The organism is Afipia sp. Root123D2, from assembly GCF_001425835.1.
GTDB lineage: Bacteria > Pseudomonadota > Alphaproteobacteria > Rhizobiales > Xanthobacteraceae > Afipia.
The window spans coordinates 272837-287359 of sequence record NZ_LMDP01000001.1 but is presented as its reverse complement, the minus strand read 5'-3'; the positions used below and the strand labels follow the sequence as shown (position 1 = coordinate 287359).

Annotated in this window: 13 protein-coding genes; 1 reads left to right on the top strand and 12 read right to left on the bottom strand. The window is 62.6% G+C overall.

The window, feature by feature from the left end; genetic code table 11:
* Positions 1-3: 3 nt before the first annotated feature.
* From lpxC to ASC80_RS01305, 5 genes are all read right to left on the bottom strand, one after another.
* Complete coding sequence (gene lpxC / locus ASC80_RS01325; RefSeq protein WP_056292145.1) at positions 4-972, bottom strand: UDP-3-O-acyl-N-acetylglucosamine deacetylase; 969 nt, start codon at positions 970-972, stop codon at positions 4-6.
* 329 nt (positions 973-1301) lie between these two features.
* Complete coding sequence (ftsZ, locus tag ASC80_RS01320) at positions 1302-3077, bottom strand: cell division protein FtsZ (protein ID WP_056292142.1); 1776 nt, start codon at positions 3075-3077, stop codon at positions 1302-1304.
* Positions 3078-3164: 87 nt separating this feature from the next.
* Positions 3165-4487, bottom strand: a complete 1323-nt coding sequence (ftsA, locus tag ASC80_RS01315; RefSeq protein ID WP_056292140.1) for a cell division protein FtsA — start codon at positions 4485-4487, stop codon at positions 3165-3167.
* Entirely contained in the window at positions 4484-5449 is a 966-nt protein-coding gene (locus ASC80_RS01310) for a cell division protein FtsQ/DivIB (RefSeq protein ID WP_056292137.1), read from the bottom strand. The genes ftsA and ASC80_RS01310 overlap by 4 nt, the downstream gene beginning before the upstream one ends.
* Positions 5416-6342 (bottom strand): D-alanine--D-alanine ligase, encoded by a 927-nt coding sequence (locus tag ASC80_RS01305; RefSeq protein ID WP_056292134.1) that lies wholly within the window; start codon positions 6340-6342, stop codon positions 5416-5418. The genes ASC80_RS01310 and ASC80_RS01305 overlap by 34 nt, the downstream gene beginning before the upstream one ends.
* A gap of 112 nt (positions 6343-6454) precedes the next feature.
* On the opposite strand from ASC80_RS01305, the gene ASC80_RS01300 reads away from it, so the two are divergent.
* Entirely contained in the window at positions 6455-7228 is a 774-nt protein-coding gene (locus ASC80_RS01300; protein ID WP_056292133.1) for a bestrophin-like domain, read from the top strand.
* A gap of 15 nt (positions 7229-7243) precedes the next feature.
* On the opposite strand, the gene murB is transcribed toward ASC80_RS01300, so the two are convergent.
* The 7 genes from murB to murD form a co-directional block, all read right to left on the bottom strand.
* The gene (gene murB / locus ASC80_RS01295; protein WP_056292130.1) at positions 7244-8164 is read right to left on the bottom strand and encodes a UDP-N-acetylmuramate dehydrogenase; all 921 of its coding nucleotides are present in this window, start codon (positions 8162-8164) and stop codon (positions 7244-7246) included.
* Positions 8161-8859, bottom strand: a complete 699-nt coding sequence (locus ASC80_RS01290) for a glutamine amidotransferase (protein WP_056292127.1) — start codon at positions 8857-8859, stop codon at positions 8161-8163. Before ASC80_RS01290 ends, murB begins: the two co-directional genes overlap by 4 nt.
* Positions 8860-8889: 30 nt before the next feature.
* Complete coding sequence (locus ASC80_RS01285; RefSeq protein WP_056295406.1) at positions 8890-9369, bottom strand: DUF6653 family protein; 480 nt, start codon at positions 9367-9369, stop codon at positions 8890-8892.
* 14 nt (positions 9370-9383) lie between these two features.
* The gene (gene murC / locus ASC80_RS01280) at positions 9384-10787 is read right to left on the bottom strand and encodes a UDP-N-acetylmuramate--L-alanine ligase (RefSeq protein ID WP_056292124.1); all 1404 of its coding nucleotides are present in this window, start codon (positions 10785-10787) and stop codon (positions 9384-9386) included.
* Between the two features lie 78 nt (positions 10788-10865).
* Positions 10866-11966 carry an undecaprenyldiphospho-muramoylpentapeptide beta-N-acetylglucosaminyltransferase gene (gene murG, locus ASC80_RS01275; RefSeq protein ID WP_056295405.1) on the bottom strand — a complete coding sequence of 367 codons (1101 nt, stop codon included), beginning with the start codon at positions 11964-11966 and terminating at the stop codon, positions 10866-10868.
* A gap of 4 nt (positions 11967-11970) precedes the next feature.
* Positions 11971-13116, bottom strand: coding sequence for a putative lipid II flippase FtsW (ftsW, locus tag ASC80_RS01270; RefSeq protein WP_056292122.1), 1146 nt, complete (start codon positions 13114-13116; stop codon positions 11971-11973).
* On the bottom strand, positions 13113-14522 hold the full coding sequence (gene murD, locus ASC80_RS01265; RefSeq protein ID WP_056292119.1) for a UDP-N-acetylmuramoyl-L-alanine--D-glutamate ligase: 1410 nt from the start codon (positions 14520-14522) through the stop codon (positions 13113-13115). The genes ftsW and murD overlap by 4 nt, the downstream gene beginning before the upstream one ends.
* Position 14523 lies beyond the last annotated feature (1 nt).

Genomic DNA, 14523 nt, shown 5'->3' with positions numbered 1-14523 from the left:
AAATCAGGAAACGTCGGGGGCAAAGGCTGGGGCGACGATACCGCCGCCCAGTATTCCACCGACCACTTCCGCGGCGGTACGAACACGGCGGGCCGGTTCGAGTTCCGCCTCCACCACCCGCCAGGCATGGCGGTCGGCCATCAGGGCGGTGAGCACCGCATGATTGAGCTTGTGGCCGCCACGAACCGACCGGTAGAGGCCGACCAGCGGCAACCCGGCGAGCGCGAGGTCACCGATCACGTCGAGAACCTTGTGGCGCGCACATTCGTCGGCATAACGCAGGCCTTCGGTGCTGAGCAGACGATCGTCGTCAAACACCACCGAATTATCGAAGGACGCACCGAGCGCATAACCTGCGCCCCAGAGCTTGGCGACGTCTTTCATGCACCCGAATGTACGAGCCCGGGCGATATCGCGGCGGAAGCTATCTGGATCGAGATCGAGATTGAAAGCCTGACGGCCGATCATCGGGTGGGCGAAATCGATTTCAACTTCAGCGCGGAAACCCGCCGCATAGGGGCGCAATTCGCCGAAGGATTGACCGAATTCGACCTGCACCGGCTTCAGGACTTCGATGTAACGGCGTGGCGCGGACTGTTGCACGATGCCGGCGCGATCGATGGCAGCAACGAATGGAGCCGCGCTGCCATCCATAATCGGAATTTCGGGACCATCGACTTCGATGGTCGCGTTATCAATGCCCATGCCGCGCAGCGCGGCAAGAACATGTTCGGCGGTGGAAACCACAGCGCCATCACGATCGCCCAGCACGGTGGCAAATGCTGTCGCGGTGACGGCAGAGGCAGCGGCACGAACTTCGCGGTCTGGACCGTCAAGACCGGTGCGGATGAAAACGAAACCGGAGTTGGTGTCGGCAGGGCCGAGCACCAGCGTAACCGGTGCCCCTGAATGGACTCCGACGCCCGTCAACGTGACGCGCGACCGAAGCGTTGTCTGCCGGCTAAACTTCATCCCAACTTCGCCCAATCACTAACCGACTTCAGAACCATTTCAGCCTGTTAAGCCGACTGTCTTGTCCTGAGTCGTCCCCAATCACGGTTTGACATTAGCCAATGAAATGAGGAGCGCTACTCACGGTTGTTTACCGATTGTTACCCCAAACCCGCCGCAATCACGCCCGTTCCCGCCACAATCATCGGCCATTGCACGAGTTTGCATAGACCATTTTCCTTTATAAACATCAATGGCTTGAACAAACTCCCAATAACTACATACCGGCCAAACAAATACCCCGGCGCAAGCGCCGGGGCATGGCTGTCGACATGATTCGTTACACGTCTTTACTGCGCCTGACGGCGCAGAAAGGCGGGGATATCGAGCTGGTCGTCCGACGGTGCCGCGGGAGCAACCGGGGCCGGGCGTCCGTGCGTGTCGAGGCCTTGAGGCGCGGGCCGACGACCGTATTCTGATACCGGCTCGCCACCATACTGCGGCGGGATCGGACGCTGAGGTTTCCGCTCCTGCAGCGGCGGCATCTGCGGCATGGCCGGACCAGCAGCACGAGCTGCGATCGGCGGCTCGGTTTCTTCGTCGCGGCGGCCGAGACCGACATTGGCCAGACGCTGGAGCAACGAAGTACGCGCCTTCTGCGGCGGCTCGGCGGTGATCTCACCTCGCGCGCGGCGAATCTCGTTCTGCGCGGGCACCGGCAATTCGTCGAAGTTCGGCATCCGCGGCGTGCGAAGCGGCATACGCTCAGCCGACGGCGGAATGAAGTTCTGCGGCGGCGCAGGCTCGTTCAGTTCCATCGGCTCCTCGCGGTCCGGAAACAGCGCGGGCTTGGTTGGAATCGGACGGATGCTGACGTCGCCGTACGAGGCAGCCTGGGCCGGCGCGAGAGGTGCGCTGGCGGCAGCCGGTGGCGACACCGCTTCGGCAATGGCAGCGAGCGCCGCGCGATCGATCTGGTCGGCGGTGGCGCGAGGTGCGGCAGGAGCTGCAGCTTGCCCCTCCTGGCTCTTCTGGGCGCGTTCAGCCATCCGCTGATTATCCGCACGTAGGCGCGCGGTGAGATCGGCAAGCCGGCTGTCCGGGACCGACGAGGTCGGCGCAGTAGTCGTCGTTGCCGGCGTGCTGGCACGGCCGACGGTGGCCTGATCGATGCCGGTGGCAACCACGGACACGCGGATGAGACCGTCGAGGCCTTCATCGAATGTCGCGCCGACGATGATGTTGGCGTCGTGATCGACTTCCTCGCGGATACGGGTTGCGGCTTCGTCGACCTCGAACAGCGTCAGATCCTTGCCGCCGGTGATCGAGATCAGCAGGCCCTTGGCGCCCTTCATCGACGAATCGTCGATCAGCGGGTTGGCAATCGCGGCTTCCGCGGCGGCCAGCGCGCGCTTCTCGCCGGTCGATTCGCCCGTGCCCATCATCGCCTTGCCCATCTCCTTCATCACCGCGCGAACGTCGGCGAAGTCGAGATTGATCAGGCCTTCCTTGACCATCAGGTCGGTGATGCAGGCTACACCCGAGTAGAGCACCTGATCGGCCATCGCGAAGGCGTCGGCGAAGGTGGTTTTTTCGTTGGCGACCCGGAACAGATTCTGGTTCGGGATGATCAGAAGGGTGTCGACCACCTTGTGAAGCTCGGCGATGCCGGCCTCGGCGGTGCGCATCCGGCGCTGACCTTCGAAGTGGAACGGCTTGGTGACGACGCCGACGGTGAGAATTCCCATCTCGCGCGCGGTCGCTGCGATGACCGGTGCAGCGCCGGTGCCGGTTCCGCCGCCCATGCCGGCGGTGACGAACACCATGTTGGCTCCGGACAGATGATCCTTGATCTCGTCGATCACTTCCTGCGCGGCGGCTGCGCCGACATCAGGTTGCGATCCGGCGCCGAGGCCCTGGGTGACCTGGGTGCCCATCTGCACGATCCGCTCGGCCTTTGACATGGTCAGGGCCTGCGCGTCGGTGTTGGCGACGACGAAATCGACCCCCACCAGACCGGCAGTGATCATGTTATTGACGGCATTGCCGCCCGCGCCGCCGACACCGAATACGGTAATACGCGGCCGCAGCTCGCGAACATCAGGTGGGGTAAGATTGATGGTCATGGTTGCCTCTCGATTACGCGCGGGCGTTATGGCTTGGGCTGCACGCCAAAGCTGTTGATGGAATGGTCCGATCCGGTGTTGAGATCATCAGAAGCCCTCTCGAAGCCATCGTCCGACCTTTCCGAAATAGCCTGTGGTCCCTGTCATGACCTGCCGCGTATGCCGCGGTTCAACGTGTTCAAGATGAGCGAACTGCGGATAGACCAGCAGTCCGGCAGGCACCGCGAATGACGCGGTCTTGGCCATGTTGGGCAGCCGGCCGAAGCCGAGCGGACGGCCGACCCGCACGGGACGGCCCAGAATCTGGCTCGCGAGTTCGGGGATGCCGGTCAGCTGCGATGCGCCGCCGCTAAGGACAATGCGTCCCTGCGGCTCTGCCGCAAACGGAGAATCCGCAAGGCGGTCCCGGACCATCTCAAACGTCTCCTCGACTCGCTGCCGCACGATATTCGCGATCGTGGCGCGAGAGACGATCTGCGGCGTGTCGCGATCATGATCTCCCGCTGCGGGCACGCTCATGACTTCTCGCGCGTCAGACCCGCCGGTCAGTACCGTGCCATATAACGTCTTGATTCGCTCGGCATCCGCAATGCAGGCACCGAGTCCGCGAGCAAGATCCATGGTGACGTGTTGCCCGCCGAGCGCAAACCCGCTAGCGTGAACGAACTGCCCGCCGGAATAGGTCGCGATCGTTGTCGTTCCTGCCCCCATCTCAATGACGGCAGCGCCGAGATCGGCTTCATCATCGGTCAGGACCGAAAGACCTGCGACATATGGACTCGCAGCCATCGCCTCGACGTTGAGGTGGCAGCGCTCGACCACCAGCATCAGGTTCTTTGCCGCGGACGCATCGGCGGTCACGACATTCATGTCGACGCCGAACTGCCGGGCCACCATGCCGTTGGGATCACGGATGCCCTTGACGCCGTCGAGCGAGTAATTGACCGGCAGCGCATGCAGAACCGTGCGGCCGGGAGCGGTGGCGTGGTGCATTCCCGCGCTGACCACGCGTCCGATGTCGGATGGTCCGACCGCCCCGTTGCGAATCTCCGAAGAGGCTTCGATCAACTGGCCGCTCAGACGTCCCGACGAGACTGACAGCAAAACGGATTCGACCCGGACCTTGGCCATGCGCTCTGCAATCGCGACCGCCTGCCTCACGGCCTGCTCGCATTCGTTGAGATCGCTGACCGCGCCGGCCTTCACGCCGCGCGACTGGATATGGCTGATTCCGATCAGTTCCACCGCATGGGTCCGGCCCCGCAGCGAATCGCTCGGCGGGCACGGCTTCAACCGCGCGATCAGGCACGCGATCTTGCTGGTGCCGATGTCGAGCGCAGCCACCAACGCCGTCTTGTTGGGCGGCATCTGGCGTGTCTTCGGAGTCTGGCCGCCGTCGAGCCCGCTCATGCGTTACCCGCCTTGCGTTTGGCCTTCTTGTCTTTGTTGAGTGCTTCGTCACGCGCCTTCGCCGCATCGTCGGACAGACGCACGGTCAGGCGGTCCGGCAGGCGCAGATCGATCGCAGTGATGTCGCGAGAAAAGAGATGATCTTCCGCCTCGGCTCTGGTGAGGGTCGCGAGTGCGCGTTCGACATCATGCTCAGGCAGGCGGACGTCCAGCTTGTTGGCCAGCCGCAGGTTCCAGCGCCGCTCGCCGACGAACACGACCGCCTTCACCGCCGACCGCACCTGCGGATATTGCGCAAGCACCTTGAAAAACTCACTGACACGGCTCGCCGCACCCTTGCCTACCACCAGCGGCAGCGACACGAAACGGCGCGCCACGTAGGGCTCGAGGACGGTACCGTCCTCGTCGATCACGGAAACGCGGCCATCCTCCTGCCACAGCGCGAATGGCTTGCGCTCGGTGACATCGATCTGCAGGCGGCCCGGATAGAGCTTCTGGACAGTGGCCTCGCGAATCCACGGATCGGCTTCCAGCTTCTCGCGCACGGTCGCGGCATCAAGGAACAGCAGCGACGACCGGCCGTTGACGCCGCCGATCGCGAGGACCTCGTCCTGCGTGAGCTGTTTGCGGCCGGAAATCGCGACGGACGTAATCCGGAAGCCGACCGCATTGGCAGCCGCGTTCCGGGCATCGCTCATGGCGGAGGTGACGTCATCCGCATGGCCGCCCTTGACGATTCCCAGCGTAATCGCGCCGATCAGCACAGCCACGGTCGCAGCAAGGCCGGCCCCGCGAGGCAGACGTTCGAACACGGCAACCAGTTGGTTGAGCTTGGGATCGCGGAAAATCGGTTCCGACGACCGGCCTCGCGACCGGGAACCTCCGGACGCAGTCATCCCGACCGAATCAGACCGGCGCCCCGGCTGATTTACCGACCGAGAGAGGCGTCCTCCACCATCCATTGCACAAGCTCGTCAAATGTTATGCCCGCATCCGCTGCGAGCTCAGGAACAAGTGACGTCTCGGTCATGCCGGGTTGGGTGTTAACCTCGAGGCAGATGAGTCCACCCATCCCTTCGATGCGGTCGTCATAGCGGAAATCCGCACGACTCACGCCCCGGCAGCCAAGCGCCACATGCGCCGCCAGCGTTAACCTTCGGACTTCCTGGTAAACAAAAGGTAAAATAGGCGCAGGCAGGATGTGTTTTGATGCGCCTTTTGAATACTTTGCCTCGTAATCGTAAAATTTGAGCATTGGGACGATCTCGATGACCCCGGTGGCCTCCCCGCGAATCACCGCACAGGTCAGTTCCTTGCCGGCCACGTATTTTTCGACCAGCAACTGGTCACCGTGATCCCAATCGTCGCGAAAAAGCTCCTGCGGCGGATGGGCATGCTCCTCGGTGACGATGAAAACCCCGACACTGGAGCCATCCGCCACCGGCTTGATCACGTAAGGCCGCTCCATCGCATGCCCTTTCGCGACCTCGGCGCGTGTCAGGGTCAGTCCTTCCGCCACCGGAACGCCCGCCGTCGCCATCACCGTCTTGGCGAGGTCCTTCTGCATCGCCAGCGACGACGACAGCACACCGGAATGCGAATAGGGAATCCCGAGCGTTTCCAGCACGCCCTGAATGGTGCCGTCTTCCCCGGGCCGGCCATGCAGCATCACGAGCGCAACGTCTGGTTTCAACACATCGAGCACGGTCGCGATATCGCGCTTCACATCGACGCGCGTCACGCGATAGCCCCGGCGCTCCAGCGCGCTGGCGCAGGCTGCTCCCGATCGCAGCGAGACCTCCCGCTCCGACGACCACCCGCCCATCAGCACCGCAACGTGTCTGAACCGATTCATGACGCCTCCGATGCGCCTACCTACGCTGATTTGGACCGATGACCAAGCCACTGCAATTCGGCTATCGTTACAGTGATATCGAAATCCTGGCACCCGGACCGCGGCAACTCCCATGATCAGAACCTGGCTCGATCTGCCTATCCCCGGAATCTTCGCGTTACTCATCGCGCTTTATTTCGGCATGGCGATTGTGCTGGCGATCGTCGCCTTTTGCCGGCCGTTTACGAAGGGTGTTCAGTCGCTGGGCGGGGTCGTCGCTCCATTCTTCGGCGCGATAGCGCTGTTGTTCGCGCTGCTCGCCGGTTTTCTCGCCAACGATATCAGCACTCGCAATCGCCAAGCTTACAACGCGGTGCAAACCGAAGCTGGAGAATTGCACAACATCTACACTCTCAGCGTAGCTTCCGCTTCCGACATGCAACCAATCCGGGCGGCCCTTAAAACCTACGTCAGATCCGTGGTTTCCGATGAATGGCCAAAGATGGCCGACGGCAGCACCTCGCCAGCGACGAATACGGCTTACGACAAGCTGCTAAGCGAAATCAGTGCGCCGACGATCGACGCCAAGGCGGGCGGCGCGGTTCACTCCGCGTTGCTCAATGCGACAATCAGGTTGGCAACGGCGCGCAACGATCGGCTCGCTTTGTCTCTGGACCAGACCAATGACCTTAAATGGCTGGCCGTCATTATCCTCGGCCTGTTCACTCAGGCTGCGATCGCACTGGTGCATCTGGAACGTCCGCGAGCGTTCATCGCCTCCCTCATGTTATTTTCGGGCGCCGTCGTCGCCACGCTGGGTATCATTGCGTTGCAGGAATACCCGTTCTACGGCGCGTTCCAGATTTCGCCGGCGCCGTTTCAGGCGATCCTGTCCTTGAGCGATTGAACGGCGTCGTGCGTCTCAAGATGCGATTCCGATTCGCTTGATTTCCCATTGCAGATCGACGCCGGAGTGGTCCTTGACGCGGCTACGAACGGTCTCACCCAGCGTTTCGATATCGTGGCCGGTGGCCTCGCCGGTGTTGATCAGAAAATTGCAGTGCATTTCCGACACCTGCGCGCCGCCGATGCGCAAGCCGCGGCAGCCGGCGGCATCAATCAGTTTCCAGGCGCTGTGTCCCGGCGGGTTTTTGAAGGTCGAGCCGCCAGTCTTCTCGCGGATCGGCTGCGCGATCTCACGATGGGTTTGCACCTCGTTCATGCGCGTACGAATTTTTTCGGCGTCGGCGATTGCGCCGCGAAACAGCGCCGAGGTGAAGACGATCGACGGATCGACACCATTGCCGCGGTAAACGAACTTCATTTCAGCATTGCTGAACGTGACTGTCTCACCGGCGCGCGTGACGCCCCGCGCCTCGACCAGCACATCTTTCGTTTCGTCGCCATTGGCGCCGGCATTCATGCGCAACGCGCCGCCGATCGAGCCGGGAATTCCGAAGTAAAACTCGAGTCCACCGATGTTGGCGGCCGCTGCCGCTTCGGCAACCCGCTTGTCGAGCGCCGCGGTACCGGCGCGAACCATATCGCCGTCCGCTTTGCTTTCGCCGAAACCGCGGGGCGACAACCGGATCACCACGCCGGCCATGCCGCCATCGCGTACGATTAGGTTAGAGCCGACACCGACCACATAAACCGGAATCTCACTCGGCAGCTTCGAAAGAAAATAAGCGAGATCGTCTTCGTCCGCCGGCGTGAACAACACCTGCGCCGGGCCGCCGACGCGGAACCATGTCAAAGGCGAAAGGGATTCGTTGCCGAGCAGACGTCCCCGCAGATCGGGCATCGCGGGCTTCAGCGTCGGAAGAAGATCAGGAAAGCTCATGGTAACGCTCCGTCCAGCCACTCCTCTAGCACACGGCGCCCCGCAGCGGCGGTGGAGGCACCGTGCCGTGCTGCCTGCGCACGTAGCGCACCGGGGTCGATGCCCGCTTGCGCCAGCTCACACGCATGACCGATCACCCAGCGTTCCAGCGCTTGCGGTGGCGTTTCGATATGAAACTGAAGACCGAGGACATGCTTGCCGATCGCGAAGGCCTGATTGGGGCATGACTTCGTTGACGCAAGACGCTCCGCACCCGGCGGCAGTTCGAGATTGTCGCCATGCCAGTGCAGCACAGCCACGTCTTCAAGCGGCGCGATCGCCGAGCGCTGCCCCTCTTCTGTCAACATCAGCGGCGCATAGCCGATTTCCTTGGCTGGCCCGGCCGCGACGCGCGCGCCGAGCGCAGCCGCGATCAATTGTGCGCCGAGACAAATGCCGAGAGTCGGCCGTCCGGTATCGAGGCGCGCGCGCAGGCTGGCTATTTCCTCAACCAGAAACGGATAAGCACCGGTTTCGTAGACGCCGATCGGACCACCCAGCACCACGAGCAGATCGGGCTGCAACAGTTTCTCCGTGCCGAGCGGATCGACGCCCGCTTCGACATAGTTCAGATCAATACCTCGCGCGGCGAGAATTGGCGTAAGGAGGCCAGTATCCTCGAACGCGACATGACGAATGGCGAGACAGCGGGTCATCGCCGGATCAGCACCTAATATCAGGAAACATCAGTACAGCCATTCCCGGTATTCATCGCTGGTGCGGCTCCGTTCGCTGAACAGCCAGACCATCCGATCGTTACTCCATGATTTGCCGATCAACACGTTGAGCGTCGCCACCACGGTTAGCACGATGTCGGCGGAAATGATTCCCCATACCAGTGCCGCGAGATTGACGACCGCAGCTATCATCAGCGCATAAAAGACGCTCGCATGCTGATCAGGCAGAAAGCGCCTGTCCTCTTTCAACCAAACCCGCTCGCCAAGCACCGCTTTCGACGCCCAGTTCATCGTCGAACGTGGAGGCGGAAACAATCGCGGATTGACGATCAGGAATCCGATGGTCATGGCGACGGGGATCAGCGCCCACCAACCAACGGCATGATAGCTCCATACAGCGGCGACCAGTATCGGAAACGCGGCATAGCGCGTCCATACACTCCAGGGATTGGCATGGCGCTTCCAGGTTTCATCACTGAGAACAGCCATCGGCATTACTCCCGCTAACCCAGCGCCTTCAATTCATCCGGTAGCGCATAGGCCCACTGGGTGATATTACCGGCGCCAAGGCACACGACGAAATCGCCCGGCTTGGCGATATCGCCCACGAGTTCCGCAAGCTGCGCAGGTCCTTCGAGCGGGATTGCCTCACGATGACCATGGGCGCGCAGCCCGAGCACGAACGAGTCGCGATCGATGCCCGGAATGGGCGCTTCACCTGCTGGGTAAACGTCGGCAACGATCACTGTATCGGCATCGTTGAAGCAGGTGCAGAACTCTTCGAACAGCGACTGCAGCCGCGTGAAGCGATGCGGCTGCACCACCGCGATCACCCTGCCCTTGGTCGAGTCACGCGCGGCCTTCAGCACCGCTGCGATTTCGACAGGGTGGTGGCCGTAGTCGTCAATAATGGCGACGCCGTTCCACTCGCCGGTGCGGGTGAAGCGCCGCTTGACGCCACCAAACCCGGCCAGCGCCTTGCGGATGACGTCGTCCGGAATTCCGATTTCATGCGCAACCGCAATGGCCGCCGTCGCGTTGAGCGCATTGTGACGGCCGGGCATCGGCAAAACCAGGTCGCCGATTTCGTGAGCGATGTCGGTCTTGCGGTTACGGAATTCGACCGCGAACTTCGAACCACCGCTGAATGGCGACAGATTAACAAGGCGCGCATCGGCCTGCGGATTTTCTCCATAGGTGATGATGCGGCGATCCTCGATCTTGCCGACGAGTGTTTGCACCACCGGATGATCGATGCACATGACCGCGAAGCCGTAGAACGGCACGCCTTCGACGAAGTTCTTGAAAGCATCCTGCACAGCGTCGAACGTCTTGAAATGATCGAGGTGTTCGGGATCGACATTCGTGACGATGGCGACGTCCACCGGCAGCTTCAGGAAGGTACCGTCGCTCTCGTCAGCCTCGACCACCATCCACTCGCCGGCGCCAAGCCGCGCGTTCGTGCCATAGGCGTTGATAATGCCGCCGTTGATGACGGTGGGATCGAAATTGCCGGCATCGAGCAACGTGGCAACCATCGATGTGGTCGTGGTCTTGCCGTGAGTTCCGGCAATCGCGATGCAGCTTTTCAGCCGCATCAGTTCAGCGAGCATCTCGGCGCGCCGAACCACCGGAATCCGCAGGCCGCGCGCGGCAATCAGTTCGGGATTGTCGCGCTTGATCGCGGTGGAGACCACCAGAACGTCGGCGCCATTCACATTTTCCGCCTTGTGGCCGACAAAGACCTTGATGCCCTTATAGCGCAGGCGGGTCACGTTGGACCCTTCAGCAACGTCCGAGCCCTGCACGGTGTAGCCAAGGTTGCACAGCACCTCGGCGATGCCGCTCATGCCGATACCGCCGATACCGACGAAGTGAATGGGTCCGATCTCGCGCGGCAATCTCATGGGAATAATCCTTAGCACAAGGCTACTGGATGCCTTGCTTCGGCCCGGTATGACAAGGCCAAAATCTTTGGAAGCCGCCTAGATTCCGGCCACTTTCCCAACCAGATCAGCCAGCCGCTCGGCGGCATCGAGTCTTCCGACCGAACGCGCGGCCGCAGCCATCGCCGCCAGACGCGACGGCTCCGCCGCCAAAGCGGAGATTTCAGCGGCCAGACGATCCGGCGTGAACTCAACCTGCGGAATCCGCACCGCGCCGTTCACGGCGGAGAGAACGCCGGCATTGGCGAACTGATCCTGATCGATGGCGCCAGGCAGCGGCACCAGAATCGAAGGCCGCCCGATGGCGGCGAGTTCGGCAACGGTCCCCGCGCCCGAACGCGACACCACGAGATGGCTCGATGCGAGGCGTCGCGGCAGGTCGCTGAAAAACGGAGCCAATTCGGCATTGATCTTGAGCCGGTCATAAACCGCGCGCACCCGCGCCATGTCTTCGTCGCGCACCTGCTGCACCAGCACGAGCCTGTTCCACAATGCAGGCTCAAGACGCTCGATCGCGCCGGGGACGATATCGGCCATCACCCGGGCGCCTTGGCTGCCGCCGACGACGAGCAGCCGCAACGGCCCCTGCGCATCGGGCGCAACATAAGGAACCGCAGCCGCGGCAAGAATAGCCGGCCGCATCGGCGTGCCGGTCACGGTCGTCTTGCTGGCCAGCGCGGGATCACGATCCAGAACACCGGGCAGCGAGGTCGCGATCGCGCTGACGCGGCTCGACAGGAAACGGTTGGCGCGGCCGAGCACCGCGTTGGAATCATGGATAATTGTCGGCACACCAGCGAGCTTGGCAGCGAAGACCGGCGGCAGCGTCGGATAGCCACCGAAACCGACCACGGCAGTAGGCTTCAATCGCTTTATTAATGTGAACGCCTTGATCGTTCCGGCCGCAAGCATCGTGCCGGTTCGCGCCAGCGCCCACGGGCTGCGCCCGCGCACGGTTTCGCTCGGCACCACATCGATCATGTCCTTCGAGAACAAGCCGCTATAGCGAACAGCGCGGGAATCCGTCACCAGCCGCACCCGAAGGCCACGCTGCATCAGCACCGTTCCGAGCGCCTCCGCCGGAAACAGGTGACCGCCTGTCCCTCCAGCGGCGAGCAGAATAAGCGGCACGTCCGTCATCGCGTCAGGCATAAGCCGCGTTGGCGGCGCCGATCGATTCCATTTCGACCCGCGGCCGCTGCCGCGTCAGAGCCAGCAGCATGCCGACACCATAAGCCAGCGAGATCATCGACGATCCGCCGTAGGAAATGAACGGCAGCGTCATGCCCTTGGCCGGGATCAGATGCAGGTTCACCGCCATGTTGATCGAGGCCTGGGTGCCGAACATGACGGCGAGGCCGGCGATGGCGAAGCGCGAGAACAAATCCTCGGTGGCGTAGGCGCGCGACAGCGAACGGATGACGATAAAGGCGTAAAGCGCAAGCAACGCGAGACACAGGATGATGCCGAACTCCTCGGCCGCCACCGACAACACAAAGTCGGTGTGACTGTCCGGCAAGAGCCGCTTCACCGTGCCCTCGCCGGGCCCCTGCCCGAACCAGCCGCCATGCATGAAGGATTCCAGCGCCATATCGAGCTGATAGGTGTCACCCGACGCGGGATCCATGAAGCGTTTGATGCGACCGGCAACGTGCGGCACAAAAAGATAGGCGGTGAACAGGCCTGCCGCCGATGCGCCGACGAGACCGAACACCCAGATCATCCGCATTCCGGCGAGAAAGAACAGCGTCCCCCAGACCGCGAGCACCAGCATGGTCTGGCCGAAATCCGGTTCCGCCACCAGCAACGCGACCAGCAGCAGCAGCAGCACCATCGCCATTGATGTCGCCGGCATTTCCGGACGGCGCGCCGATTCCGAGAACAGCCATGCCACCACCACGACGAAAGCCGGCTTCGCCGCTTCGGAGGCCTGAATGTTGACACCGAGCAGCGTGATCCAGCGCCGCGAACCCTTGACCTCCGGGCCGAACAGCAAGGTCGCGACGATCAGAACGAGAGCGAAGGCGAGAATAATCAGCGCGCTGCGCCGGATGTGCTTCGGCGACAGGAAGGATGTCGCGATCATGACGGCCAATGACGGGACCAGGAACAACACATGGCGGTTGAAGAAGTGGAATGGATCGAGACCGATCCGCACCGCGACTGGGGGACTGGCGGCGAGCGACAGGATGACACCTGCGATCACCAGCGCCAGGATCGCCGCCAGTAGCAATCTGTCGACGGTCCACCACCATTCGCTCAAGGGCGTGCGTTGTTCGCGGGAGATCATAACGTAGCCTCCTTCACCGGCTCGATCGACCCGAGCGCCAGAACAAGATCGCGGAAGCGCGCGCCGCGCTTCTCAAAATTCGGAAACTGATCGAACGACGCGCACGCTGGCGAGAGCAGCACTACCGGAGCCGCAAGACCCGAGGCGGCCGCATCGCGCGCCGCATCGGGAATGGCTTCATCGAGCGTCTTGCTGATCGCATACGGCACATCGCCAAGCGTACGGGCAAATTCTTCCGCGGCCTCGCCGATCAGATAGGCCTTGCGGATGCGCGGGAAGAATTCGCGCAGGGATTCGATGCCGCCGGTCTTCGGCTTGCCTCCGGCGATCCAGAAAATATCGTCGAACGAGGACAGCGCGCGCGCTGCCGCATCCGCATTAGTGCCCTTGGAATCGTTGATGAACAGCACGTTGCCTTTGCGGCCGATCTGCTCCATGCGATGAGCGAGCCCGGGGAAACTGCGCAATCCCTTCAGCAACACGTCTGGCCCGACGCCAAGCGCCAGCGCACAGGCCGATGCGCAAGCGGCATTCTGCGCGTTGTGCAGTCCGCGCAGCGAACCGATGCCGCCGATTCTCGCGATATCCGTCCGCGCGCCGCCCGAGGCTTGCACGATGGTGTCGTGATCGAGATAGATACCGTCCGCAAGCGGGTGCTTCACAGAGACCCGGACAACTTTCTTGCCGGCGCGTTCGACGCGGTCTGCCGCGGCGGCGCAAAATGAGTCATCAACCCCGACGATGGCGGTACCGCCCGGCTGAACACCCGCGACCAGCCGCTCCTTCACCGCCGCATAGTGCTCGATGGTGCCGTGGCGATCGATGTGATCTTCCGTCACGTTCAAAAGAATGCCGACACTCGGATCGAGCGACGGCGTCAGATCGATCTGATAGGATGACATCTCGACGACGTGGACGCGCCCGGCGCGTGGTGGCTCCAGCGACAGGATCGCGGTGCCTATATTGCCACCCATCTGCGCGTCGTAGCCCGCTTCGCGCATCAGATGCGCAATCAGCGCGGTCGTGGTCGATTTGCCGTTGGTGCCGGTGATCGCGACGAACGGTGCATCCGGTGCATGGCGGCGGCGCTCACGGCAGAACAGTTCGACATCCCCGATCACCTCGATTCCGGCCTGTTGCGCCGCCAGCACGCTCCAATGCGGAGCCGGATGGGTCAGCGGCACGCCGGGCGTCAGCACCAGTGCTGCAAAGTTCGCCCACGATACTTTACGAAGATCGGCAGTCATGAAACCGGCGATGGCGGCTTCCGCCAGTTTTTCAGGACTGTCGTCGCTGGCGATCACTTGGGCGCCACCGGCCTTCAGGGCATGGCAACTCGCAAGGCCCGACCCGCCAAGGCCGAACACCGCAACCGTCTTGCCTGCAAAGCTGGTGACAGGAATCACG